This window comes from Micromonospora violae, assembly GCF_004217135.1.
GTDB lineage: Bacteria > Actinomycetota > Actinomycetes > Mycobacteriales > Micromonosporaceae > Micromonospora > Micromonospora violae.
The window spans coordinates 1,650,235-1,674,281 of the sequence record NZ_SHKK01000001.1 but is presented as its reverse complement, the minus strand read 5'-3'; the positions used below and the strand labels follow the sequence as shown (position 1 = coordinate 1,674,281).

General features: G+C 73.4%; 27 protein-coding genes. 12 read left to right on the top strand and 15 right to left on the bottom strand.

Going from position 1 to position 24,047, the window contains the following annotated elements; translation table 11 throughout:
• Positions 1 to 122: 122 nt before the first annotated feature.
• The 3 genes from EV382_RS07465 to EV382_RS07455 form a co-directional block, all read right to left on the bottom strand.
• Positions 123 to 836 (bottom strand): MSMEG_4193 family putative phosphomutase, encoded by a 714-nt coding sequence (locus EV382_RS07465; RefSeq protein ID WP_130400860.1) that lies wholly within the window; start codon positions 834 to 836, stop codon positions 123 to 125.
• A gap of 92 nt (positions 837 to 928) precedes the next feature.
• The gene (locus EV382_RS07460; protein ID WP_130400859.1) at positions 929 to 1,765 is read right to left on the bottom strand and encodes an undecaprenyl-diphosphate phosphatase; all 837 of its coding nucleotides are present in this window, start codon (positions 1,763 to 1,765) and stop codon (positions 929 to 931) included.
• Positions 1,762 to 2,814, bottom strand: coding sequence for an LLM class F420-dependent oxidoreductase (locus EV382_RS07455; RefSeq protein ID WP_130400858.1), 1,053 nt, complete (start codon positions 2,812 to 2,814; stop codon positions 1,762 to 1,764). Before EV382_RS07455 ends, EV382_RS07460 begins: the two co-directional genes overlap by 4 nt.
• Positions 2,815 to 3,000: 186 nt before the next feature.
• Between EV382_RS07455 and EV382_RS07450 the strand changes: the two genes are divergently transcribed.
• Positions 3,001 to 3,972 (top strand): aldo/keto reductase, encoded by a 972-nt coding sequence (locus tag EV382_RS07450; RefSeq protein ID WP_130400857.1) that lies wholly within the window; start codon positions 3,001 to 3,003, stop codon positions 3,970 to 3,972.
• 66 nt (positions 3,973 to 4,038) lie between these two features.
• On the opposite strand, the gene EV382_RS07445 is transcribed toward EV382_RS07450, so the two are convergent.
• The 3 genes from EV382_RS07445 to EV382_RS07435 are packed head-to-tail and all read right to left on the bottom strand — an operon-like array spanning position 4,039 to position 6,348.
• Positions 4,039 to 4,947, bottom strand: coding sequence for a hypothetical protein (locus EV382_RS07445; protein WP_130400856.1), 909 nt, complete (start codon positions 4,945 to 4,947; stop codon positions 4,039 to 4,041).
• Positions 4,948 to 4,957: 10 nt separating this feature from the next.
• Entirely contained in the window at positions 4,958 to 6,019 is a 1,062-nt protein-coding gene (locus EV382_RS07440) for a WXG100 family type VII secretion target (RefSeq protein WP_130400855.1), read from the bottom strand.
• Positions 6,016 to 6,348, bottom strand: coding sequence for a hypothetical protein (locus EV382_RS07435; RefSeq protein ID WP_130400854.1), 333 nt, complete (start codon positions 6,346 to 6,348; stop codon positions 6,016 to 6,018). The genes EV382_RS07440 and EV382_RS07435 overlap by 4 nt, the downstream gene beginning before the upstream one ends.
• A 91-nt stretch (positions 6,349 to 6,439) precedes the next feature.
• Here EV382_RS07435 and EV382_RS07430 point away from each other — a divergent pair, with 91 nt between their 5' ends.
• The 3 genes from EV382_RS07430 to EV382_RS07415 all read left to right on the top strand — a co-directional run bounded on the left by EV382_RS07430 (position 6,440) and on the right by EV382_RS07415 (position 8,436).
• Positions 6,440 to 6,859, top strand: a complete 420-nt coding sequence (locus tag EV382_RS07430) for a YbaB/EbfC family nucleoid-associated protein (protein ID WP_165435742.1) — start codon at positions 6,440 to 6,442, stop codon at positions 6,857 to 6,859.
• On the top strand, positions 6,856 to 7,776 hold the full coding sequence (locus tag EV382_RS33760; protein WP_165435741.1) for an SseB family protein: 921 nt from the start codon (positions 6,856 to 6,858) through the stop codon (positions 7,774 to 7,776). Before EV382_RS07430 ends, EV382_RS33760 begins: the two co-directional genes overlap by 4 nt.
• Before the next feature lie 468 nt (positions 7,777 to 8,244).
• On the top strand, positions 8,245 to 8,436 hold the full coding sequence (locus tag EV382_RS07415) for a DUF5703 family protein (protein WP_130400850.1): 192 nt from the start codon (positions 8,245 to 8,247) through the stop codon (positions 8,434 to 8,436).
• Between the two features lie 218 nt (positions 8,437 to 8,654).
• Here the strand turns inward: EV382_RS07415 and EV382_RS07410 are convergent, their stop codons facing one another.
• Both EV382_RS07410 and EV382_RS07405 read right to left on the bottom strand, forming a co-directional pair.
• Positions 8,655 to 9,317, bottom strand: coding sequence for a hypothetical protein (locus EV382_RS07410; protein ID WP_130400849.1), 663 nt, complete (start codon positions 9,315 to 9,317; stop codon positions 8,655 to 8,657).
• Positions 9,318 to 9,374: 57 nt separating this feature from the next.
• Positions 9,375 to 10,703 carry a M20/M25/M40 family metallo-hydrolase gene (locus tag EV382_RS07405; RefSeq protein WP_130400848.1) on the bottom strand — a complete coding sequence of 443 codons (1,329 nt, stop codon included), beginning with the start codon at positions 10,701 to 10,703 and terminating at the stop codon, positions 9,375 to 9,377.
• Positions 10,704 to 10,851: 148 nt separating this feature from the next.
• On the opposite strand from EV382_RS07405, the gene EV382_RS07400 reads away from it, so the two are divergent.
• The 3 genes from EV382_RS07400 to EV382_RS07390 all read left to right on the top strand — a co-directional run bounded on the left by EV382_RS07400 (position 10,852) and on the right by EV382_RS07390 (position 12,827).
• Positions 10,852 to 11,457: a hemerythrin domain-containing protein gene (locus EV382_RS07400; protein ID WP_130400847.1), complete on the top strand. Its 606-nt coding sequence runs from the start codon at positions 10,852 to 10,854 to the stop codon at positions 11,455 to 11,457.
• Between the two features lie 83 nt (positions 11,458 to 11,540).
• Positions 11,541 to 12,521, top strand: a complete 981-nt coding sequence (locus EV382_RS07395) for a LysR family transcriptional regulator (protein ID WP_130400846.1) — start codon at positions 11,541 to 11,543, stop codon at positions 12,519 to 12,521.
• Between the two features lie 60 nt (positions 12,522 to 12,581).
• Positions 12,582 to 12,827: a hypothetical protein gene (locus tag EV382_RS07390; protein ID WP_130400845.1), complete on the top strand. Its 246-nt coding sequence runs from the start codon at positions 12,582 to 12,584 to the stop codon at positions 12,825 to 12,827.
• 56 nt (positions 12,828 to 12,883) lie between these two features.
• On the opposite strand, the gene EV382_RS07385 is transcribed toward EV382_RS07390, so the two are convergent.
• From EV382_RS07385 to EV382_RS07375, 3 genes are read right to left on the bottom strand one after another with little or no spacing between them, the layout of a single operon-like run.
• On the bottom strand, positions 12,884 to 13,234 hold the full coding sequence (locus EV382_RS07385) for a DUF3140 domain-containing protein (RefSeq protein ID WP_130400844.1): 351 nt from the start codon (positions 13,232 to 13,234) through the stop codon (positions 12,884 to 12,886).
• A complete protein-coding gene (locus EV382_RS07380) occupies positions 13,234 to 13,446 on the bottom strand; it encodes a hypothetical protein (protein WP_130400843.1) in 213 nt (70 codons plus the stop codon). Before EV382_RS07380 ends, EV382_RS07385 begins: the two co-directional genes overlap by 1 nt.
• On the bottom strand, positions 13,443 to 16,001 hold the full coding sequence (locus EV382_RS07375; protein ID WP_130400842.1) for an ATP-dependent Clp protease ATP-binding subunit: 2,559 nt from the start codon (positions 15,999 to 16,001) through the stop codon (positions 13,443 to 13,445). Before EV382_RS07375 ends, EV382_RS07380 begins: the two co-directional genes overlap by 4 nt.
• Before the next feature lie 140 nt (positions 16,002 to 16,141).
• Here EV382_RS07375 and EV382_RS07370 point away from each other — a divergent pair, with 140 nt between their 5' ends.
• The 5 genes from EV382_RS07370 (at position 16,142) to EV382_RS07350 (ending at position 21,249) form a co-directional block, all read left to right on the top strand.
• On the top strand, positions 16,142 to 16,534 hold the full coding sequence (locus EV382_RS07370; RefSeq protein ID WP_130400841.1) for a PIN domain-containing protein: 393 nt from the start codon (positions 16,142 to 16,144) through the stop codon (positions 16,532 to 16,534).
• Between the two features lie 152 nt (positions 16,535 to 16,686).
• On the top strand, positions 16,687 to 16,947 hold the full coding sequence (locus EV382_RS07365) for a hypothetical protein (protein ID WP_130400840.1): 261 nt from the start codon (positions 16,687 to 16,689) through the stop codon (positions 16,945 to 16,947).
• A 6-nt stretch (positions 16,948 to 16,953) separates the two neighbouring features.
• Positions 16,954 to 17,916, top strand: coding sequence for a hypothetical protein (locus EV382_RS07360; protein WP_130400839.1), 963 nt, complete (start codon positions 16,954 to 16,956; stop codon positions 17,914 to 17,916).
• Entirely contained in the window at positions 17,909 to 20,590 is a 2,682-nt protein-coding gene (locus tag EV382_RS07355; RefSeq protein WP_130400838.1) for an FtsK/SpoIIIE domain-containing protein, read from the top strand. Before EV382_RS07360 ends, EV382_RS07355 begins: the two co-directional genes overlap by 8 nt.
• Positions 20,587 to 21,249: a hypothetical protein gene (locus tag EV382_RS07350; RefSeq protein ID WP_130400837.1), complete on the top strand. Its 663-nt coding sequence runs from the start codon at positions 20,587 to 20,589 to the stop codon at positions 21,247 to 21,249. The genes EV382_RS07355 and EV382_RS07350 overlap by 4 nt, the downstream gene beginning before the upstream one ends.
• A gap of 301 nt (positions 21,250 to 21,550) precedes the next feature.
• Here EV382_RS07350 and EV382_RS07345 read toward each other — a convergent pair whose 3' ends face one another.
• The 4 genes from EV382_RS07345 to EV382_RS07330 form a co-directional block, all read right to left on the bottom strand.
• Positions 21,551 to 22,825, bottom strand: coding sequence for a cupin domain-containing protein (locus EV382_RS07345; protein WP_130400836.1), 1,275 nt, complete (start codon positions 22,823 to 22,825; stop codon positions 21,551 to 21,553).
• 9 nt (positions 22,826 to 22,834) lie between these two features.
• The gene (locus EV382_RS07340; protein WP_030490939.1) at positions 22,835 to 23,140 is read right to left on the bottom strand and encodes a hypothetical protein; all 306 of its coding nucleotides are present in this window, start codon (positions 23,138 to 23,140) and stop codon (positions 22,835 to 22,837) included.
• Between the two features lie 234 nt (positions 23,141 to 23,374).
• Entirely contained in the window at positions 23,375 to 23,803 is a 429-nt protein-coding gene (locus EV382_RS07335; protein WP_130400835.1) for a DUF2267 domain-containing protein, read from the bottom strand.
• The gene (locus EV382_RS07330; RefSeq protein WP_130400834.1) at positions 23,796 to 23,981 is read right to left on the bottom strand and encodes a hypothetical protein; all 186 of its coding nucleotides are present in this window, start codon (positions 23,979 to 23,981) and stop codon (positions 23,796 to 23,798) included. The genes EV382_RS07335 and EV382_RS07330 overlap by 8 nt, the downstream gene beginning before the upstream one ends.
• Positions 23,982 to 24,047: the final 66 nt, after the last annotated feature.

Genomic DNA, 24,047 nt, shown 5'->3' with positions numbered 1-24,047 from the left:
CGCGCACCCCACCGACGCGAATCGCCGCAGCGGCGGCGCGCCCGGTGTAGCGGGGCCACACCCGGGCGTGGCGGCCTCTGTGGCGTTCGCTGGCGCCCCGGTCGGGGTTGCCGTGACGCGCTTCACCGCGCCGCACCCGCCCCGCCGCCGACGGCCGCGTCCGAGTCGGCCACCCGGCTCGTGCGCCGACGTCGCTTGGCTGGCGGCGGCACCAACGCGGCCAGGTCGCCGCCGGTGTCGTTGAGCCGCACCAGAAACGGACGCAGCGGCGTGAACCGGATCGCCGTCACCGACGCCGGGTCGGCCACGATCCGCTGAAAAGCATCCAGGTGTACGCCGAGCGCGTCCGCCACGATGGCCTTGATCACGTCACCGTGGCTGCACGCCAGCCAGACCGCCTCGGGCCCGTGTTCGGCGTTCACCCGGGCGTCCCAGGAGCGCACCGCCGCCACGGCGCGGGCCGCCATCGCCGCCATCGCCTCCCCGTTCGGGAAGATCGCCGCGCTGGGGTGCTGCTGGACGACCGGCCAGAGCGGCTCCTTGGCGAGCTTCTTCAGCGGCTGCCCCTCCCAACTGCCGTAGTCACACTCGATGAGCCCGTCCTCGACCACCGGGGTGGCCTGCGGAAGCGCCAACTCCAGGGTCTGCCGGCAGCGGATGAGAGGGCTGGTCACCACGGCGGCCAGCGGCACCGCCCGCAGCCGCTCGCCGACCGCGGTGGCCTGGGCGCGCCCGGTGTCGTCCAGCTCGACCGGCTGGCGGCCGGCCAGACCGCCGTCCGCGTTCGCGGTCGTCCGGCCGTGTCGCAAGAGCAGAAGGGTCGCCACGGGAACCACCCTATGCCGGGCCGCAGCGGACGGCGGGCGGGCGGGCAGCAGACGGCCCCCGGGTCCGCAGGTGGGCGGGGCCGGGGGCCGTCGACAGTCGGTCAGGTGGCGCTGATCGTGCCGGTCAGCAGCAGAGCCAGGACCAGGGTGCCCAGCGCGACCCGGTACAGCACGAAGACGTACAGGGTGTGGTGGGCGACGTAGCGCAACAACCAGGCGATGGCCGCGTAGCCGACGCCGAAGGCGATGGCGGTGGCCACGATCGTCTGGGCCACGGTGGGCACCGACGTGCCCGGGGCGGACGGTTCGAAGACGTCCCCGAGGCTGAACACGCCGGACATCACCACCGCCGGAATGGCCAGCAGGAACGAGTACCGTGCCGCCGCCTCCCGGGTCAGGTTGAGCAGCAGGCCGGCGGTGAGCGTGCCGCCCGAGCGGGACACCCCGGGGACCAGCGCCATGGCCTGGGCGAAGCCCATCACGATGCCGTCCTTCATCCGGAAGTTCTCCAGGGTGCGGGTCTGCCGCCCCCAGTACTCGGCGAACGCCAACACGAACGCGAACACGATCAGCGTGGTCGCCACCACCCACAGGTTGCGCCCGGCGGTCTTGATCTGGTCCTTGAACAGGAACCCGAACAGCCCGATGGGGATCGAGCCGACGATCACGTACCAGCCCATCCGGTAGTCGAGGCTGGAGCGCACCGACGTGTCCCGGATGCCCACCAGCCAGGTCCGGGTGATGCGCCAGATGTCCTTCGCGAAGTAGATCAGCACGGCGGCTTCCGTGCCGAGCTGGGTGACCGCGGTGAACGACGCGCCGGCGTCGCGGTCGAAGAAGATCGCCGAGGTGATCCGCAGATGCCCCGACGAGCTGACCGGAAGGAACTCGGTCAGTCCCTGGACGACGCCCAGGACGATGGCCTCGATCCAGGTCACTCGCCGACTCCCGAGAGGTCCAGAGCCTCGGCGACGGTACGCAGGGTCTGCACGCCGCTGTCCCGGTCCGCGACGAAGAGGGTCACCGACAGCGTGGTGACGCCGGCTGCGGCGTACTCCCGCATCCGCTCGGCGATGCGCTCCTTCGGGCCCAGCAGCGAGGTGCGGTCGATGAACTCGGTGGGTACGGCGGCGGCGGCGTCGCGCTGCCGCTTGGCGAGGTACAGGTCCTGCACCTCGCGGGCGGCGTCCCCGTAGCCCATCCGGGTGGCGAGCTGGTTGTAGAAGTTCTGCTGGCGGCTGCCCATCCCGCCCACGTAGAGCGCGGCGTACCAGCGGACGAGTTCGGCGCAGGAGGCCACGTCGTCGCCGATCACCACGGGCACCGACGGCACCACGTCGAACCCGGCCAGCTCCTTGCCGACCTTGGCCCGTCCGGCGCGGACCGAGGCGAGCTGCTCCTCGGCGAACTCCGGGGCGTAGAACACGGCCAGCCAGCCGTCGGCGATCTCGCCGGCCAGCTCCAGGTTCTTCGGGCCGACCGCGGCCAGGTAGATCGGTATGTGCTCGCGGGGTGGGTGGAAGCCCAGGCGCAGGGCCTTGCCCGGGCCGTCCGGCAGCGGCAGCGTGTAGTGCTCGCCGTCGTACGCCACCTCCTTGCGGGCGATGGCCAGCTTGACGATGTCGACGAACTCGCGGGTGCGCGCGAGCGGCTTGGCGAAGCGGACACCGTGCCAGCCCTCGGACACCTGCGGGCCGGAGACGCCCAGGCCGAGCCGGAACCGGCCGCCGGAAAGCGTGTCGATGGTGGCGGCGGTCATCGCGGTGGCCGCCGGCGTACGGGCGGGGATCTGCATCACCGCGGCGCCGACGTCGATCCGTTCGGTCTGCCCGGCCATCCAGGCGAGCATGCTGGGCGAGTCGGAGCCGTACGCCTCCGCCGCCCACACCACCGAATAGCCCAGCCGGTCCGCCTCCTGGGCCAGCGCCAGGTGGTCGGCCGGTGTGCTCCACGCCGTCTGGTATCCGAGACTGAGCCCGAGTCGCACTGGTCCTCCCCCATCTGTGGCACAGGTCGCCCCAGGTTACGCAATGCCGATAACGGACTCGATCACCGGCTCGACCCCTTTGATCCCCCCTCCATCGGGGCAGCTCTGGGCGGCGGAACCGGCAGAACCGGCAGAGATACGGGAGCGAGGATATCCGTAACGGCAGGTTCGAAATAAGGTTCACCCATGCAACAGCGACCGCTCGGCCGAAGCGGGCTGGCGGTTTCCCGGCTCGCGCTCGGCACCATGACCTGGGGCCGGGACACCGACGCCGACGATGCGGCCGCTCAGCTGAAGAGTTATCTGGACGCGGGCGGCAATCTGATCGACACCGCCGACGTGTACGGCGACGGTGACGCCGAGTCGGTGATCGGCTCCCTGCTGGGCTCCCTCGTCCCCCGCGACGAGCTGCTGATCGCCACCAAGGCCGGGTTGCGTCCCGGCAGTGGCCGACGCCGCGACGGCTCCCGGGGGCACCTGCTGCGCACCTTGGACGCGTCGCTGCGCCGGCTCGGCACCGACCACGTCGACCTGTTCCAGGTGCACGGGTACGACCCGGACACCCCCCTTGAGGAGACCCTGGCCGCCCTGGACCACGCGGTGGCCAGTGGCAAGGTCCGCTACGTGGGGGTGTCGAACTTCTCCGGTTGGCAGACCGCGCGGGCCGCCGCCTGGCAGACCGCCTGGCCGGGGCGGGCGCCGGTGGTCGCGTCCCAGGTGGAGTATTCGCTGCTGGAGCGGGGTGTGGAGCGGGAGGTGCTGCCCGCGTGCGACGCCCTCGGCCTCGGCGTGCTGCCCTGGTCGCCGCTGGGCCGTGGCGTGCTGACCGGCAAGTACCGGCACGGCCGCCCGGCCGACTCCCGGGCCGCGTCGCCGCACTTCGAACGGTTCGTCGCCACGTACCTGGAGCCGCGCTGCTCCAGCATCGTGGAGGCGGTGGCGACCGCGGCCGGTGGGCTGGGGGTGTCGCCGCTGGAGGTGGCGTTGGCGTGGATCCGGGACCGGCCCGGCGTGACCGCGCCGATCCTCGGCGCCCGCACGGTGGGGCAGCTGCTCGGCGCACTCCAGGTGGAACGGATCACCCTGCCCGAGGAGATCACCACCGCGCTGGACGACGTCTCCGCGGTGCCGGTCGGCTACCCCGAACGCGACGGCTGACCAGTCCGCCGCGCCACCCCTCGGGCGGCGTCACGGCCTCGGGCGGCGTCACGGCGTCGGGCGGCGTCACGGCGTCGGGCGCTGGCCGGGGAGGTCCTGGATCGCGGTCAGGAAACGCGACTGGTCGTCGCGGAGCGCGGGCTGGGTGAGCCGGATCCACGAGCCGTCGTCGAAGACGACGGTGGAGGCGAGCTGCACGAGCCCGCTCGCGCCCCGCTCGGAGTCGACCCGGGCCACCCGGTCGCGGCCCACACTCCACAGCACCCGCGGTTGCCGCCGGTCGGGCCGGTCGGCGTCCGGGCGGGGACCCATCCGCAGCAGGTGCAGGTGCGTGTCGGTGACCGCCAGCGGGGTGCCGGTGTAACGCTCCAGGAACAGCAGCAGGCTGCCGGCGATGGTGGCGAGGTCGCCGCTGAAGACGTACCGGCGTCGGTACGCGATCTCGGCGAGCTGCTCGGCCAGCGGACGGTACTGGCTCAGCCGGAACAGCGCGCGGAACGCCTCCTGCTCGTCGCTGAGCGGGATCGGCTCCCGCTGGGTGGGTTGCTGCGGCAGACCCCGCTCCGGCGCGGCCAGCTCCGGCACACCGGCGGCGATCGCGCCGGCCTTGCCCGGCAGCAGCAGCACCCCGGCGGCCATCCGCACGGGCGTCAGCACGGCGTCGACCCAGACCACCGGGTTGACGATGTTGAGCAGCCCGAACAGCACCTTCGGGTCGAGCGCCTCGGCCAGTTCCGCGCCGACCTCGTCGGCGAGCTGGCGACCGGCCTGGTGGGTCTGCGACAGGCGGACCGGCCCCAGCCCCACGTAGCGGACGTCCTGCCCGACCAGCAGCGGCGCCACCAGGGCACGCTCCGGTTCGTCGCTGGTGCGGAACTCGTCCCGCAGCTCGCGGGCCTTGTCCCGGGCGGCCCGCGCGCCGCCGAGCACCGCATCGGTGAACCGGCCCAGCCGCCCCCGCTCCCCTGACATCACCCGTCGCCTCCTAGCGGCCCGCCGGCTGGCCCGCCGGCGGCTGCCCGAAGACATTCTGGTCGATCCAGTCCGCGCCGTCCTGCACCGCCTGGTCGATCTGGTCGCCGACCTGGTCGCTGCCGGGAATGGAGAGCCCACTGGTCAACGCGACCGTCCCCCAGGTGACACCGTGCACGACCGAGTTCGGCACGTTCCACGGCAGGTTGGTCGCCCAGTCCCGGGCGATCACCCGGGCACCGTCGGCGAACCCGTGTGCCCGCAGCGCGCGGGCCCGGTCGAGGGCACCCATGTCGAACGGGGAACCGGACTTGCCCAACTTGTAGGTGCCCTTGGTCGGGTCGAGGAACTTGTGGTGCCACTTGTCGAGCTTGCCGGCGGCGCGCCGCTTGTCGGCGTACTTCTTGCCGGTGCGCAACGCCTTCTGCATGTCGACCAGCTTGTCCAGGTGCGCGCGCAGCTTGCGCAGGTACAGCATCACCCGTTGGAGCAGGCGGATGACCTTCTGCAGGTGCACCGCGAGCGGTCGGATGACCTTCAACATGCGGGTGACCACGATCAGGCCCCGGGTGACGGCCACGCCCACGCCGGCCGCCCAGGACGCACCCATGGTGATCGGCGCCATCAGCAACGCCGTCACCAGCGTCACCAGGAGGAAGTTCACGAACTCCACGCAGAGGTCCACGAGCACGTCGTGCACGGTCTGCAGGCCGTCGGCGACACTGCGCAGGTACTCCGCGGTCGCGGCGAACTGCTCCGCCACGTCGAGGAGCTGCTGCTCCACGTCGGCCAACCGCTGGCCGTACGCCACACCGGACGGCGAGCGCCACCCGGCCTGCGCGGACTCCCGGGTCCCGCGGTGGCCCTGCACCAGGTCACGCACCTGCCCGGCCAGCGCGTCCCACTCGGCGGCCTTCGCGCGCAGCACGGCGGGCTCGCCGTCGACCAGGTCGACGAGTTGGATCAGCGGCCACGCCAATGTCCGGCAGACGCTGTCCACGGCGTCCTGCACACCGGAGAGCGCGCTGTCGAGGCCGTTCCACAGCTGGACGGCGCTGCCGGCCGGCCCGCTCATGCGGGCAGCCCCGACTGGATGGCCTTGAACCCGGCGTCGAGCTCCCGTTCGTTGTTTTCGTACGCTTCGGCCGTGTCGGCCAGCGCCTTGGCGACCCGGCCGAACGCGGAGTTCGCGGCGGCGAACAGCTCCTTACCGCCGGTGACCTGCTCGGCGTACTTGTCGCGGAGCATGTCGCTGGCGAACGGCAGGTGACCGAAGGCGCCCGACGGCACATCGCCGGCCGAGACGATCTGAGTCTCCAGCGCGGCGAGCGAGCTGGCAACGTGCTTGGCGGCTGTCTCCAGTCGACGGACCGCCTGCACGTCGACATCGATATCCGGCGGCATGCCGTTCCTCCCCCATGTGTCGAGCGCACCGACGATACGATCTCCCGGCCACCGGCACCACCCGGTCGCACGATCTACGGGGAGGAATCTCATGACGGACCCGTCGTCCGCGTTCGACACGCTCGCCGGGCGCATCGCCGACATCGAGCGCCGGTTCGCGGGCCTCCGCGACGACCTGGCCGAACTGTCCGGCACGGCGGCCGACGAGAGCGGACTGGTCTCGGCGACCGTCGACGCCACCGGCGCGCTGACCGGCCTCACCCTCGCGCCGGCCGCGCTGCGTGCCGGCACGGAGGGGGTCGCCGAGCTGGTGCTCGACGCCTACCGGCGGGCTCGTGAGGTCGCCTCCGCGCACGTCGACGAGCACACCGATGGGTTGGACGTCGCACTCGGCGCAGGGCTCAGCGACCTGTTCGGCGCGCCGGGCGACTTCTCCGCGCTGGGCCGTCTGGAAGAGACCGTGGCCCGGCTCGGGCGGCTGGACGACCGTCTGCCGGGCGCACCGGCGTGACGACGCCGTCGCCGACCTGGCCGCAGATCGTCGCTCGGCTGCGGGACACCGTCGCCCGCTGTGACCGGGACACCGACCTGGAGCTGTCCGCCGGTCCGCGCGGGATCCGGCTGCTGGTGCGCCGCCAGGTGGTGCGGGTGATCTGCCCCGGCCACGACGAGGCACGCCTGGCCGCGCTCGGCTGGCACCGCCCGACCGGCGACGAGGGCTGGTGGTACGAGACACCGCGCACCCCGGAGCAGGTGGAGCGGCTCAGCGTGTTCGTGACCCGTACCGCCGCCGAGGTGTTGACCGACGAGCCCGGCGCGCTCTCCTGCCGGGCGGTATCGCCGGCCGCGCACCCGGCCCCGGCGACGCGACCGACCCCTGCGCGGCCAACGCCGGCCAACGCCAAACCAGCCCAGGCCACGCCGGTCCAGGCCGGACCGGCCCAGGCCACGCCGGCCCAGGCCACGCCGGCCCAGGCCACGCCGGCCCAGGCCACGCCGGCCCAGGCCGGACCGGCCGACGCGACACCGGTCGAGGCCGGGCCGGTCGAGGTGGTGGAGCCGGCGGTGGTGGCGGTACTCGCGGCGGCCGTCGAACGGCGTGACCTGCCCGGCTACCTCGGGGCGCTGGCCGGTGCCACGGTGTGCGTCCCGCTGGCCGCAGAGCCGTCGCCGGAAGCCGACTTCCCGTGGACGGTGGTCGGCGACGCGACCGGCGCACCAATGCTGCCGGTCTTCACCTCGCCCCGGGCGCTCGCCGCTTTCACCGGGGACGGGGTGCCGTTCATCGCGCTGCCCTGCGCCGACCTGTTCGAGGACTGGCCGGACCCGTCCTGGGGGCTGACGGTCGACCCGGGCAACCCCCGCTCGCTCACCCTGGCCGCCCCCGCCCTCGCCGCCCTCCTAACGGCAAACCTCCCCACCCCCTAACCCGCCGCCCAGTCGCCCGCCGCCCAGTCGCCCGCCGCCCACTCGCCCGTCGATCATGGACTTGTGGTGCCTGACTTAATGCGGTAACAGACCATTTGTCCCCCACCACAACTCCATGATCGACGCGGGCTGGGGGTTGGCGAGGGCTGGGGGTTGACAAGGGCTGGGGGTTGACAAGGGCTGGGGGTTGACAAGGGCTGGGGGTTGACAAGGGCTGGGGGTTGACGAGGGCTGGGGGTTGCAGGCGCGGCGAGTGGGGCCGGGGGCGTGACGGGCGTCCGCTTGGGGTGTCGATCTTGCGGTTCCGGTTGCCGTTTGACACTCGATGCCCTTTTTGTTGCGACACGATGTGCAAGATCGGCGCGACGGGGCGCGGGGCGGGCACGGGGCAGCGGGCTGTCGGGGCAGCGTTGTTGGTCACCCTGCAGGGGGTGGCGAACGGCCGGTGGGCTGGGCAGCATGGGTGGCATGGACTACGAGTACGCGCCACTGCGGCTACCGCCGAACGTCGACCGGTTGACCGCAGCGGCGCAGTTGGCGATCCAGGCGGAGTTCTCCGGATGGGAGTTGGCCCGGGTTCGGCTGTTCCGGGACGGCACGCGCCAGGTGGTGCTGCGTCGTCGGCGGATCAACCAGCCGCAGCCGGGCCTGTCGTACTGATGCCGGCGGTGCCGCCCAGGGCCGGAGTCGACCCTGAGCGGCACCCGGCCGAACGCTGGTGCCGGGCAGCAGCGCTGGCACCGAGCCGTAGCGCTGGCGCCGGGCAGTAACGCCGGCACCGCGCCGTAGCGCTGGTGCGAGACAGTAGCGCTGGCGCTGTGCCTGAGCGTCAGCGCCCGGCCTGAGCACTAGGCCGGGCGCTGACGCTGGTGAAGGGCTTAGTGCTGGTGCCCGGCGTGGTCGTGATCGTCGTCGAGCTCCAGGAACGGGTGCTCGTCGAGCCGACCGACCAGCCGGTCGTCGGCCGCCGGCTGGAACGGGCCGACCGCGTCGTCGTCGTCGAACGACTCCAGGTCGACCGGCGTGCCGACCTCGCTGACCATGACCACCCCGTCGAGCGGTTCCAACTCGGGGACGTCCAACGCGCCGAGCGAGCCGTCACCACTCTGCAGCAGCTCCAGCACCGCCTCGCCGACGCCCTCCACCGGTGCCGGCTCGTCGTCCTCCGGGGTGCCCTCGCGGCGGGCCGCCTCGGCCGCCCGCAGCAGCGCGGAGATGCTCGGCACCCGGTAGTCCCGACGCTGACGCACCGAGATCACCCGAGGGTGCGGGTCGCTGGCCTCGGCGCCCTCGCCGCCGCCGAAACGCTCGTCGGCCTCGTCCGGGTCGATGGAGTCGACATCCCAGGGCGTCACCTCGCCGAAGGCGTCGAGCAGCCGCTCGTCGTACGCGAAGGAGGCGTTGTTCAACGCCACGTACGCCTGCCAGACGTCGTCGTCGTCGACGCGGCCCTGCGCGGCGCGCACGGCGGCCAGGTGGTGGCGAGCCGCTTCGATCACCCGCTCGAGAGCGGCGTCCAGCTCACCATGCTGGTCGGTCATGTGGGGCAGTCCCTTCACGTTGGGAGGTTGCGCGCCGGCGTCACGGCCGGACACGACTTAGCAGGTGCGGAGGAACCGGTCGAGAACCCGCACGCCGAACTGTAGTCCGTCCACCGGAACGCGCTCGTCGATGCCATGGAACAACGCCGAGAAGTTCAGGTCGGCGGGCAGCCGGAGCGGGGCGAACCCGAAGCAGCGGATGCCGAGCTGGGAGAACGCCTTGGCGTCGGTGCCCCCGGAGAGCATGTACGGAACGGGCCGCGCCCCCGGGTCCTCGGCGCGCAGGGCCGCCGACATCGCCTCGACCAGGTCACCGTCGAAGGTGGTCTCCAACGCCGGCTGCCGCTGGACGTACTCGATCGCGATGTCCGGGCCGACCAGCTCGCGCAGTTGCCGCTCCAGCAGCTCGGACTGGCCGGGCAGGCTGCGGCAGTCGATGGTGGCGGTGGCCCGGCCGGGGATGACGTTGTCCTTGTAGCCGGCGCTCAACCGGGTCGGGTTGGCGGTGTTGCGGATGGTCGCGCCGATGATGTTGGCGATGGGGCCGAGCTTGGCGATGGCCGTCTCCGGGTCGTCCGGGTCCAGTTCGATGCCGAGCAGGTCGGAGACCTCGGTCAGGAAGGCCCGCACGGTGTCGGTGACCACCACCGGGAAGCGGTGCTGGCCGATCCGGGCGACCGCCTCGGCGAGTGCGGTGACGGCGTTGTCGTCGTGCATCATCGAGCCGTGCCCGGGGCGGCCCTTGGCGTGCAGCCGCAGCCAGTCGATGCCCTTCTCGGCGGTCTCGATGAGGTAGAGCCGCTGACTGTCGTTGACCGAGTAGGAGAAGCCGCCGACCTCACCGATCGCCTCGGTGCAGCCGTCGAAGAGCTCCCGGTGGTTGTCCACCAGGAAGCGCGCGCCGTAGTCGCTTCCGGCCTCCTCGTCGGCGGTGTACGCGAGCACGATGTCGCGCGGGGGTCGGACGCCGGTGCGCTGCCAGTGCCGCACCACGGCGAGCACCATCGCGTCGAAGTCCTTCATGTCGATCGCGCCCCGGCCCCAGAGGTAACCGTCGCGCAGCTCGCCGGAGAACGGGTCCACCGACCACTCGTCGGCGTCGGCGGGCACCACGTCCAGGTGCCCGTGCACCAGCAGCGCGCCGCGGCTCGGGTCGGCGCCCGGGATGCGGGCCACCACGTTCGCCCGGCCGGGCGCGGACTCGTGCAGGACGGACTCCACGCCGACCTCGGCGAGCTTCTCCGCCACGTACTCGGCCGCGCGGCGCTCGCCGACGCTGGTGTCGTTGTCACCGGTGTTGGTGGTGTCAATGCGCAGCAGGTCGCGGCAGAGGTCCACGACCTCTGCGGTGGGGTCGGGTCGGGCGGAGGCGGCATCGCTCGTCATCGCCTCTTCATACCAGCCCGTGCTGGTCGACGGCCCGGCGCGGGTGCACGCATCGACGGGTCGGTTTCGCGGTGGCCGCGTTCGGGTACCGCCGCCGACGACCGTACGTCCCTGCCGGAGCTTCCGCCCGCCAGTCGAGGAGGGCACCATGTCCGCCGTTCCCCTGCCGCCGCTGCCGCCCGCACCCGCGGACGGTTACCGGCCCGCCGGTCGCAGCATCGCCGACATCGTCGACCGGGAGCACCGGCAACTGCTGCAGCTGCTGGAGCAGCTCTCCGGTCCGGACAGCACGCCGCAGGAGGGGCTGGCGGTGCTCACGGCCGCGCTGTCGCGGCATCTGTCCGCCGAGGAGCAGTACCTGCTGCCGGCGGTACGCGCGGCGCTGCCCACGGCCGCCGAGCGGGTGGACGCGGAGATCAACGCCGACGCGGCCCTGCTCAACGCCCTGAAGGGGCTGACCGACGAGGCGCTGACCGCTGTCGCCGAGCGGGTTCGCCGGCATGTCGACGGGGTGGGCGGGCTGGTCGCCGAGCTGCGCGCGGTCGCGACCGAGGAGGAGCTGATCCGGCTCGGCAACCGGTTGGAGATCGCCGAGGAGGCCGCCCCGACCCGACCGCACCCGGGCACGCCGGCCACCCCGCCCTGGAACCGGATCGTGGAGCCGGCGGTCGGGGTGGTGGACAAGGTGCTCGACGCGGTGACGGGGCGGCCGACGTACCTGGCGGACCTGCCGGAGCCACCGCGCGACCGGTGACCGGCCACCGCCGACATTGCATTCATTGTCACCGATCCGCTCGGGCTATTCCGCCAGCAGACACGTAGTCCTACCGTCACAATATGAATCTGGAGCTGCGTCACCTGCGGGTGGTCTGCGCGATCGCGGAGACGGGAAGTGTGACGAAGGCGGCCTCGGCGCTCGGCCTGGCCCAGCCGGCGCTCACCGCCCAGCTTCAACGCATCGAGCGGACGCTGGGCGGCCCGCTGTTCGATCGGGATCGGCGCGGGGCCCGACCCACCGCGCTCGGTGAGCTGGTGCTGGCCCGCGCCCGGGTGCTGCTGCCGGCGATGAAGGGTTTGCAGGACGAGGCCGCCCGGCTGGCCGGGGCGGGCGACGCGCCGCCGTGCTACCGGTTCGGTGGGGTGAACAGCCCGATCCTGGGTCGGCTGGTGCACCGGTTGGCGGCCGAGCAACCACCCGCCCAGATCACCACGTACGCGTCCTGGTCGGTGGACGAGTTGGCGCAGCTGGTGGCCGGCGGTCGGCTGGACTTCGTGCTGGCCGGCGTGTGCGGTGACGCCAGCCCGTCGGCCGGGTTCGGGTTGAGCTGGCAGGAGGTGGCCGTCGACCCGGTGCTGGTGCTGCTGCCGGAGAGCCATCCCCTCGCCTCGCTCGACGAGGTACGACTGGCCGACCTGCGCCACGAACAGTGGGTCGCCGCGCCGGGCGACGGCTGTTTCGCCGACTGCTTCGCCGCCGCCTGCGCCCGCGCCGGCTTCACCCCCCGCAAGGTGTACGAGACCGACATCCGCGGCTGCGTCGACCTGGTGGACGCCGGTGTGGCGGTGGCGCTGTGCCAGGCGACGTTCCGTCCGGTGAGCGGGTTGGTCACCCGTCAACTCGCCGGGACGCCGCTGCGCTGGCGGCTGCTGCTCGGCTGGCATCCGGACTCCCCCGCCGCGCAGGGCGCCGAACTGGTGCTGGAGACGGCCAAGGCGGCGTACGTGGACTCGCTGGCGCCGCACCCGGCGTACCTGGCGTGGCTGCCGCGCAACCCGGGGTTCGGCGTCCGGCAGCCCAGTGGGGTCCGACCGGGCTGAGCAGCCGGTATTCCGGGGCGCTGGCGGTGCGAACCGCCGTGGGCCGGGTATCTGGCGGACATGACCGACCTCTACCCGCCCGCCGACGACCGCGAACTGCTGCGCCAGGCGGCTGCCGCGCACACCGCCGCCACCCGTGCGGTGGAGGCGTTCCTGCGCCGCCTGCCGACGGTGCCCGACCCGGCCGATGTGACCGAGTACGCGAACCTGCTCAGCCGGGAGGACCAGACCCGCGGCGAGCGGGACGCCGCCGCCGACGCGGCCGGCCTGACCATCGGCAGCTTGGAGCCCGACCAGGGTCAGTAGTTGACGGCGGCGGTGCCGTCCCGGGTCGGGACGGCACCGCCGTGCGTGAACGTGGCTCAGCGTTCGACGAGCGGGTCGTGACCCAGGTCGAGCAGGGAGTGCCGCCAGGTGTCGTCGGCGTTGCCGCGCGCCGGCTTGGCGTCCATCAGCTCGCGGATCCGCTCGACCGTCTCCCGCATCACCTCGATGTCCTCCGGGGTGAGGTCCACCTTGCGCTTGTTCAGCACCTTGAGGATCTCCCGGCCGGGCTGGGGCAGGTCGAGGTTCGGGTTCGGGCTGAACGACTCCTCCCCCGAACCCCGGGTCAGCAGCCAGGTCCGCAGCTGCTCCGACGGGACGTTGACCTCGGCGTGGAAGTCCTCCCAGAGCACTTCCACCTCGGGGTCGATCCGCGTTTCGCGTACCATCAGGTCTCCTCTCCGGGCGGCGGCCCGGACGTCTCCGGGTCGTCCTGGTCGGTCTTCGGATGCAGGCCCTCCGCGGGCACCCGGGTGCGGCGGGGATTCGCGGTGGGCGGCGCCAGGATCGGGTCGGGATGGTCGTCCTCGTCCCGGGGTTTCCCGGACTCCGCGGGCTCGTGCGGGTCCTCGTGTTCGTCCCTCCGCGCCGACCCGCTCATCGCGGGTGTGTGGTCGTGGCGGCGGTGTAACCCCGCTCGCCCGCGGTCACGTCGAAGGTGAGCGCACCGTCGCGGACGTCCACCGTGACCTTCTGCCCCGGCGAGATCGCCGACTCCAGCAACATCCGGGACAGGTGGTTGTCCACCTCCCGCTGGATCACCCGGCGCAGCGGGCGGGCGCCGAACTCCGGCTGGTAGCCGTGCTCGGCAAGCCAGTCGATGCCAGCGGTGGTGAACTCCACCTGGAGGTCCTGGGCGTGCATCCGGCGGCGGGTCTCCTCGAGCAGCAGCGCGGTGATGTCGCGCAGTTGCTCGGCCTCCAGGCGGCGGAAGATGATGACCTCGTCGATACGGTTGAGGAACTCCGGGCGGAAGTTCTCCTGGAGGCGGCGCATGAGCCGTTCGCGCAGCTCGTTGCTCTCCTGCTCACTGCCCACGTCGCCGGCGCCGAAGCCGACCGAGCGCTGGGCGCCGGTGATCAGCTCGGAGCCGAGGTTGCTCGTCATGATCAGTACGGTGTTCTTGAAGTTCACCGTGCGACCCTGGCTGTCGGTGAGCCGTCCGTCGTCGAGCACCTGGAGCAGGATGTTGAACACGTCCGGGTGGGCCTTCTCGATTTCGTCGAGCAGCACCACCGCGTACGGGCGGCGACGCACCGCCTCGGTGAGCTGCCCGGCCTCCTCGTAGCCGACGTACCCGGGTGGCGCGCCGACCAGTCGGCTGACGGTGTGCCGCTCCTGGAACTCGCTCATGTCCACCCGGACCATCCGGTCGGCCTCGCCGAACAACGCCTCGGCCAGGGCCCGCGCCAACTCGGTCTTGCCGACGCCGGTCGGCCCGAGGAACAGGAAACTGCCCATCGGCCGTTCCGGGTCGGCCAGCCCGGCCCGGGAGCGCCGGACGGCCTCGGCGACCGCGGTGACCGCGTCGTCCTGACCGACCACCTTCTGGTGCAGGTGACCCTCCAGGCGCAGCAGCCGGTCCCGTTCCTCCTCGGTGAGCTGGCTGACCGGGATGCCGGTGGCCCGGGAGACGACCTCGGCGATCTCCTGCGGGCCCACCTCGGGCACCTGTGAGCCGGACGCGCCGTCCTCGCCGTTCGCGCGACGGATGTTCTCCTCCAACTCGGCGATCCGATCGCGCAGCGCGGAGGCGCGCTCGTACTGCTCGTCGGTGACCGCCTGTTCCTTGTCCCGGCGTACCTCGTCGAGCTCCTGCTCCAGCTCCCGCACGTCGGACGCGGGCGTGCGGGTCCGCAACCGCACCCGGGCGCCGGCCTGGTCGATGAGGTCGATCGCCTTGTCCGGCAGGAACCGGTCGGTGACGTACCGGTCGGACAGTTCGGCGGCGGCGACCAGCGCCTCGTCGGTGAAACGCACCTGGTGGTGGGCCTCGTACCGGTCGCGCAGCCCGCGCAGGATGGCGATGGTGTCGTCGATGCTGGGCTCGGGCACCAGCACCGGCTGGAAGCGTCGGGCCAGGGCGGCGTCCTTCTCGATGCTCTTGCGGTACTCGTCCAGCGTCGTCGCGCCGATCACCCGCAGCTCGCCCCGGGCGAGGGCGGGTTTGAGCATGTTGGACGCGTCCATTCCGCCCTCGCTGCCGGCGCCACCGGCGCCGACCAGGGTGTGGATCTCGTCCATGAAGATGATCAGCTCGTCCCGGTGCGCCCGGATCTCGTCGATCACCTTCTTCAGCCGCTCCTCGAAGTCGCCCCGGTAGCGGGTACCGGCGACCAGACCGGCCAGGTCGAGCTGGACGACCCGCTTGCCGAGCAGGGTCTGCGGTACGTCGCCGTCGCAGATCCGTTCGGCCAGCCCCTCGACGATGGCGGTCTTGCCGACGCCGGCCTCGCCGATCAGCACCGGGTTGTTCTTGGTACGGCGCGACAGGATCTCCACGGCCTGCTCGATTTCGTCGGCCCGTCCGATCACCGGGTCGATCTGGTCGTTGCGGGCCAGGTCGGTGAGGTCCTGCCCGTACTGGTCCAGGGTGGGGGTGCCGCGGTCCGGTTTCGGCCCGGTCATCGGCCCGCGCTCGGCGTTGGCGGCCTGCAACGACTCGGGTTGGATCCGGCCGGCGGCCAGCATCCGCCCGGCCGGCGACTCGGGGTTGAGCGGCAGCGCCATCAGGATGTGCTCCGGGCCGATGTAGTTGGCGCCCATCGCCCGGGACAACTGGTGGGCGTCGAGCAGCGCCCGCTTGGCGGCCGGGGTCAACGACAGGTTGGGCGGCACCTCCCCGCGTGGTGCGCCGTCGCCCTTTCCGCCGAGGGCGTTGAGCAGGGTGTCCGGGTCGGCGCCGGCCCGGCGTACCAGATCACGCAGCGGTTCGCGTTGCAGCGCCGCCCAGAGCAGGTGGTCGGTGTCCAGGTCGCTGCTCTGCCGTTGCGCGGCCCGCCGGGCCGCGTCGGCCAGCATCTCCCGCGCGTCGGCCGTCATCAGTCGGGTGATGTCGACCCGGTGCGGCGGTCGGCGCCCTCCCTCACCCCGGCCGAAGTACCTGGCCAGGAATTCGTCCCACGGGTCGGAGCCGATGTCACCGGGTCCCATCATGTCTGTCCTCCGCAGTAGGGCGCGGCACGGTCGGCAGGGGCTACCCGGCGCGCGGCCCGACAAACGCCGCAGGTGGCGGAGCAGCGGCATTTCGGGAGTGGCGTCGGGCCAGGGCCGGCCGATGGTGGCAGGCTGACTGGATGGATGAGACCCCGCTGCTGATCGTGGATGGCGCCAACGTGGTGGGCTCCCGCCCGAACGGGTGGTGGCGGGACCGGGCCGGGGCCGCGGCCCGGTTGCGGGACTCGCTCGCCCCGGTGGCGACCGTCGGGTTGCCGGCCCGGCTGCCCGCCCCGGTGGAGGTGGTCCTGGTGGTCGAGGGGGCCGCGCGGGACGTGCCCGGCACCGAGGGCGTCCGGGTGGTCTCCGCCGCCGGCTCCGGCGACGACACGGTGGTCGAGCTGGTGGAGGGCGCGCCGCAGCGTCGCCGGCTGGTGGTCACCGCCGACCGGGAGTTGCGCGGGCGGGTCACGGCGCTGGGTGCCGAGGTGTACGGCCCGCGCTGGCTCCGCGACGATCCGACCAGCAACTGAGAAATTCTCGCACCGGGACTCCCACAGATCGGACTCCCGGCACTTCCGCTGCTCTTCCGGACAGGCGGGCAGGAACACCGACAGGGCGGATGTTCTTTCCCGACCGCCGATAGGCTCTAATGGAGATCTCCCCGCCCCCAGGAGGTTCCGCCGTGGCGAGCGTCGCCGAGCTGAAGGCTGCCATCGATGTCGCCCTCCAACAGATCGGGGACGGGCAGACAGCCGTGCAGGCGGCCGGCGAGAAACTGTCCGAGGCACAGCAGACCCTGGCCGGGGCGCTGGAGGGCAGTGGGCACGAGACGGTGGAGGCGGCCCAGGCGTCGCTGACGCAGGCCAGCCAGGAGCTGGAGGAGTGCCTCGCCGCGACACTCGTCGCGGTGGAGCAGGCGCAGCTCTACGTCGCCACCCTGTAGGCCGCCGTGTCCATCATCGAGGATGTCGGCGGGCAGGTCCGCGCCGCCACCGAGGAGTTCCCGCATGCCCTGCTCGGGCAGGCGCTGGAGAAGTTCGGCCTGGCCGCGGAGCGCCTGCGCTGGGTACGACAGGAGTCGGCCAACCCGATGGGAGTGCCCGAGCTCTCCGCCGCCACCGAGCACGCCGAGAGCGCCGGCTACGCGCTGCGGGTGGCGCAGGAACAGTTGTCGGCCTATCTGACGGCGATCGGGCTCGGCGCGGACGGCGCCCCGGCGCCCCGCCCCGACCAACGCGCTCCCCGACACGACACGCCACCGGAGCCCGGCCCCGCCACGGTCGCGCCGGAACCGGCCGAACAGGTGCGCATGCGCCGCTGGTGGGCGGTGCGGGTGACCGAGCTGACCGGCGGGCGCGAGGGCACCGACGACGAACCCGACGAGCGGGTGGACGACTCCCAGGAGTTGCTGCGCCGGGTGGTGGGCGGTGTCCGCTCCGGCGACCGGGACCGGCTCCGCAAGGAGCTGCGCCGGGCCCCGGCCGACGTGGGGCTCGGCCTGGCGGCGCTGGCGCCACCGCTGCTGCGCGAACTCGCCGGTGAACTGCTGGGGCACCCGCCCCGCGCCACCGACCTCGGCCGGCTGCGCGGCGAGTTGGACGGGCGCGTCCGCGACCTGCTGCCCGGGCTGCCGCCGCCGGTGCTGGAGACGCTGCTGACCCGGGTCTGCCGGATGCCACCGCCGCGCGGCTCCGGAGAGCCACCCCACGCCGCCGACTCCGCGGTGACCGCCGGGGTGACGACCGGTCTGCTGCTCGCCCGCCTCGGCCGCGACCTGCCCGGCAGTGGCGGGAGGGAACTGGCGGGTGCCAGCCAACGCCCGGACGGCCCGCCGCCGCGCTCCGGTGGGGTGCCGCCGCGCCCGAGCAGCCCCTGGCGGGACGCGCCGACGCGGCGGAGCTCCGATGGCTGACCGGCGCGGCCAACTGGCCAGCCGGGTCCGGGACACCCTCGCCGAGGCGTTGGGCGCCAGCCGTACCCGCCTGTCCGCCGCCCAGGCCGACCTGATCGCCGGACGGGACCGACTGGCCCGGGTCCAGCGGGCGGCGGCCGTCGTACCGGAGCGGGTGGGCGCCCAACGGGACCGCCGCATCGCCGAGATCGACGCCCGCTACGCCACCCGGATCGCGGAACTGGCCGGACGGGCCGCCGACGCGGCCCGCCAGGAGGCGCCCGGCTGCGCGGGGGCCGACTGGGCGCAATGGACGCCGACGCCGACGCCGACCCGCCGCGCCGAGCCGCCCGGCGCGCTGCGAGTCGGCACGGTCCGGATCGAGGGCGTCGACCCGGTGCCCGCGCTGGTGCCGCTGCTCGACGCCGGGCACGTCCACCTCAGCGGGGACGACCGCGCCGGCTGCGACGCGGTGGTGTCCGCGTTGCTGCTGCGGGCCGTGGGCCGCGCCGACCCGGGGGCGGTACGACTGATCGGGTACGACCCGGACCAGCTCGGCGGTGGCCTGGCCGGGTTCGCCCCGTTGGGCACCGCCGGGCTGCTCACCTTCGTGGGTCCGGGCGGCCTGGGCCCGCTGCTGGACGACCTGGTGGAGCAGATCCGTCGGATCAACGAGACGGTCCTCGCCGGGGAGTACGCCTCGCTGCGCGAACTGGCGGCGGCGACCGGCCGACGACCCGAACCGTGGCGGGTGGCGGTGCTGCTCGGAGGTGAGGAGCTGAACCGGCACGAGCGCGGGCAACTGGACCGGGTGGTACGCGCCGGCGCGGCCTGCGGCGTACACCTGGTGGTGCACGGCGCGTCGGTGCCGGAGGATCCGTCGGTGACGCGGGTGGTCGCCGGGGTGTCCGGCGCGCGGATCGGTGGTTCGGCCGGGTTGCCGGTCCGGCTGGACCCTCCGCCGCCGGCGACGCTGGTCACCGAGACCTGCCGGGACATCGCCGCCCGGGTGAACGCGGGGCCACCGCCGACCCCCTTCACCGACCTGCTGCCGCCACCCGAGCTGATGTGGCGGGAGGGCTCCGCCGACGGGCTGACCGCGCCGATCGGTGAGGGTCCGCACGGCCGGCCGGTGCGGGTGACGCTGGGCGACTATCCACCGCACGCGTTGATCGGTGGGCCGTCCGGCACCGGCAAGACCAACCTGATCTTCGCGTGGATCGGCGCCCTGGCGGCCCGCTACTCCCCCACCGAGCTGGAGTTCTACCTGCTGGATTTCAAGGAGGGGGTCTCCTTCGCGCGGTTCGCGCAGGGCCGACGCGACCCGAGCTGGCTGCCGCACATGCGCCTGGTCGGCATCAACGTCAACACCGACCGGGAGTTCGGACTGGCGTTGCTGCGCTTCCTCACCGAGGAGTTGCGCCGACGCGCCGACGCCGCCAAGAAGCACGAGGTGACGAAGCTGGCCGAGTTGCGGGCGGTCGACCCGACCGGGCACTGGCCACGGATCGTCGCGGTGGTGGACGAGTTCCAGATGTTGCTGGCCGGCCGGGACGTGGTCGCCCGGGAGGCGGCCGACCTGCTGGAGGACCTGGCCCGCCGGGGCCGGTCGCAGGGCATCCACCTGGTCCTCGCCTCGCAGGACGTGCGGGGCATCGAGGCGCTGTGGGGCCGCCCCGCGCTGGTCGCCCAGTTCACCCTGCGCATCGCGTTGCCCAAGGCGCTGCGCATCCTCGCCGAGCGCAACGACGCGGCGCAGTCACTGCCGCGCTGGCACGCGGTGGTCAACGCCGAGTCGGGAATGGTGGAGGGCAACGAGGTCGCCCGCATCCCGTCGGCCAGCGACTGGGAGACGTGGAGCGGGTTGCAGCACCGGCTGTGGCGGATGCGGGCCCCCGACGCCGCGCCCGCCCGGCTCTTCGACGGCGACGCGATCCCCCGGCTGGCGGACGCCCCGGACTTCCGGGCGCTCGCCGTACCTCCGGACGGGGCCGCGCCACGCAACCCGGTGGCCCTGCTCGGCGAGATCATCGACGTGCAGTCCCGCTCGGCGGCGCTGCGGCTGCCGCGCGCCCCGGGCCGCAACCTCGCGGTGCTCGGCACCCGCGTCGACGAGGCGTGCGCGGTGCTGGACGCGGCGGCCCGGTCACTGGCCCGTCAACACCCGCCGGGCACCGCCCGGTTCTCCATCGCCTGCCTCGACCCGGACGCCGACCCGATCGCCCGCGCCCTCTACGACGACCTGGCCGACGACGCCTCCTGGTACGACGAGGAGACCGTCGGCGAGTTGATGGCCGAGACGGCCGACGGGCTCAGCGGCCCACCGAGCCCGCACTACCTGCTGCTGTTCGCGGTCGACGCGGCAGCCGGGGCGCTGGCCGTCCGCGCGGGTCGGCGTACCGGCCTGGAGCAGTTGCGCCGGATCCTGCACGACGGGCCGGAACGGCGGACGCACGTGCTGGCCTGGTGGCGGGGCGTCGCCCGGATGCGGGCCGACCTGGGCGGGCCGGCCGCCCGCACGGACCAGATCGGCGCGTGGGTGGCCCTGGACACGCACGGCGGCGAGCTGGGCGCCTCGCTCTACCCGGGCACCGGCGGCCCGGACTGGTACCCCCGCCCCTGGCGGGGGCTCTTCTTCGACCGGGCGGTCCACCGCACCGGACAGGTGATCATCCCCTATGGATCGGCCCGATGAACGAACCGGTGACCAGCGAGACGTACGCGGCACAGCTGCGGCGGCTGGCCGACCTCACCGCGCGGGTACGCGAGCAGCGCGCCGAGGCGCACACCTGGCACGAGCGGCAGTGCGCCGCCGCCCAGCAGGCCGTCGCCGACGCGGCCGAGCAGCTCCAGAGCGCCGAGGAGGAGTTCGTTGCCGCCCGGGAACAGCAGGAACGGGTCGACGCCGAGGTGGCCCACCTGTGGCAACAGGTCCGCTCGCGCCTCGGTGCCCGCCGCCTCGGCGGCCCACCCGCCCCGGCGACCGGCGTCACGGCCACCGACCCTGTGCCGCTGCTCGCCAAGGCCCGCGACCTGCTCGACCGGGCCGGGCAGCCGGGCGAGCTGCCCGGCTCGGTCAACCCACTGTTGGCGCTCTGCGGGGTGGCCGGCGGGGTGCTGGCGTACGCGCTGGGCGCCGGTGCCCGCGCGCTCGGCGTCGGGTACGGCGGCGACCTGGCGGTCGGACTGCCGGTGCTGGCGCTGGTGGTGACGCTGCTCGGGCCGCTGGTGGGTCTGGTGCCGGCGCGGGTGCTGGCCGACCGCCGGCACGCGGTGCTCGGGCCCCGGCCGATCACCGTGGTCCTCGGCGCCGGTCTGCTGACCACCGCCCTGCTCCTGGCGCTCGGCCGCTGACCCCGCCCGCGCCAGCGGGGCGGCCCGCGCGCTGGCGGGGCGGCCCGAAGCCGGCGGGCACGGCCCGAAGCCGGCGGGCACGGCCCGAAGCCGGCGGGCACGGCCCGCGCGCTGGCCGAGACGGCCCGCGCCGGGGCAATGAGGCCCGCGCCGGGGCGCCGGGGCGTGATCGACTCGGCTTTCAGGAAACCGGGCCTTCCGCGACGTCCGGACCCCGCGACTTTCAGAAACCCGAGTGGATCAGCGCCCGCCCGGCCGGCCGCCCGCCCGGCCAAGCCTGGCCCGGCCAAGCCTGGCCCGGTCAGGCCGGGACCAGGACGGCCTCGCGGAGCAGTCGGCGGGCCAGGGTGACCCGGTCGGCGTCGTCGGGCAGGCCGGGCAGGTCACCGACCCGGGTGACGGCACCGGTGAGCAGCGCGCGGGCGGCCGGCTCGCAGCTCGCGGGCAGGGTGATGGTGCGGTCGAAGAGCCGCAGCGCCACCGTGTCCGCGTCGTGCGGCACGAGCTGCCAGCGCAGACCGGGCCGCAGGGTGACCCAGGAATCGGCGTCCAGGGTGGCCAGAGCCTCGGCCTGGGCGAGCGGTCGGATGGGCGCTGGGCGGGCGGCCGGCCAGGCGCGCTGCCGCAGCCGGGCGGCGACCGCGCCCGGGTCGGCGCGCAGCAGCCAGTCCCGCAACGCCTCCACCGTCTCGGTCAGCTCCGGCTCGATGGCGTCCGGGTCGGCGACGTCGGTGCCGAACGGCAGGCTGGCCCGCAGCCGCTGGTCCTCGGCGGCCAGCGTCAGCAACTCCTCGACCAGGGCGTAGCGGGTGAGTGCGCGGATGCCCACGGTCAGGTGCAGTGAGCTGGCGTCCTGCGCCTGCGCGCTGTGCAGCCACCCCCGAGGCAGGTAGAGGGCGTCACCGGGGGCGAGCACGACGTCGAGCGCGGCCGGGCCCTGGGCGGTGGCGCCGACCTCGTCGGCGCGGCCACCCCACTGCTGCTTCTCCAGCGGGTCGGGCAGCACGGGCGGGTGGATGCGCCAGTGTTTGCGGCCGTCGACCTGGAGCACGAACACGTCGTGGGTGTCGTAGTGGGTGGCGAAGCCTTGGCTGCCGGCCGGCGTCAGATAGGCGTTGATCTGCAACGGCTGGTGGAGCGCGAGACCCAGGTCGCGGGCGAAGTCGACCAGCGGCGGCCAGAGCCGGTGCAGTCCCTGCAATACCAGGGTGGCACCGGACGTGTACTGCTCCAGGACCCGCTCGTCGAGCACCTGGTCGCCGATCTCGGCACCCGCGCCGCCGCCGCCGGTCCAGCGCGCCGCCGCGACCAACTGGCCGTCCTTGGCGACCCGCAGGAACGGGGTACGCAGACCGCGCCGGCTCAGCAACTCGTCGGCGTCGGCGGGGCTGAGCAGGTCGGTGAAGCCGGCCGGGTTGGGCAGTTCGGCGGCGCGGGACAGTAATGGGGTGTGCCCCCAGTGCGCGGCGGCGAACTTGGCCGGTTCGACCGAGACGCAGCGAGCCAGGGCGGTGGCCTCGGCGGACGGAACCGCCGGGCGGCCGTGGTGGCCGCCCGGCGGGTCGAGGTCGGTCATGGCGTGCCGCTACCGGGCGCTGCCGTCAGCGCCGCCGTCCTGCTGTCCGGGGGTGGCACCACCATCGGCGGGACCCTCCGCACTGCCATCGGCGCCACCGTCGTGCTGACCCGGGGTGGCACCACCGTCGGCGGGACCCTCCGCACTGCCGTCCGCGCCACCGTCGTGCTGACCCGGGGTGGCACCACCATCGGCGGGACCCTCCGCGCCGCCATCGGCGCCACCGTCGTGCTGACCGGGGGTCGCGCCACCGTCGGCCGGGCCCTCCGCGCCGCCGCCTCCGGTGGTCTGCATGTCGTCATCGTTGAGTGCCATCGGTACTCCCTCGGGTGTGCCGCCCCGCCGTACGCCGGGCTCCGTCGTGCTGCGGGTGGTACCCCACGCGCGATCTTCTCTAACCCTCACCGTAGACGCCGAACCGGGGCGACACGGGCAGTTCGCCAGCGGCGGCGCAGCGTGCCACGCAGGGGTGCCCACCCCCCCGCCGCTGGGGCCGACGACTGAGCCCGCCCGACGGGTGGTCGGGCGGGCTCGGCGGCGGTCAGGCCGTCACGGCATCATCTTGGCGAGATCCTTGGGCATGGTGTCCTTCACGTCCTCCCACTCGCCCTGGGTGACGTGGCGGCGCAGCGTATCCAGCACCACCTGCGTCACCCGCTCCGCGCCGCCCTCCGCGTCGTACGGGAAGCCCTGGCGGACCTCGTAGAGGAAGTCGTCACGGTTGAGCTTGATCGGCACGTCGGAGGGCACCCAGCCGTCGAAGTAGATGCCCCGGACCAGCACGGGCAACTGCTGAGCGAACTCGACGCTCTCGTCCACCGCCAGCCGATCGCGCAGCAGGTGCAGCACCGTGCGCAGGGCCGCGTACGACTGGTTGCGCCGTTCCTTCGGCCAGCCGTAGGCGTCCTCGATGTCCTTGAGGATGAGGTTCGTCTTGTCCAGCGAGGACTCGAATGCGGAGTGCATCGTGTCAGCCATCGGTCGACCCCCGTTCCGTGCTGCCCAACCGTCGGTCGTCGGTGCGGCGCGGCGGCCCCGTCGGGCCACGGCGGGCCCGTACCGGGCTGCCCTGCGGGGCGCGCCGGGCGTTGTCGGCCGTGCCGACCACGTGCAGGACGGCACCACGCCGTCGATCCGTCACCACTCGAACCGTCATACCCGTCACCTCCGTGTCGTCTCCGGCGTCGGCCGTCCATGGGCGGCCGTACCCACCGCGTCCACC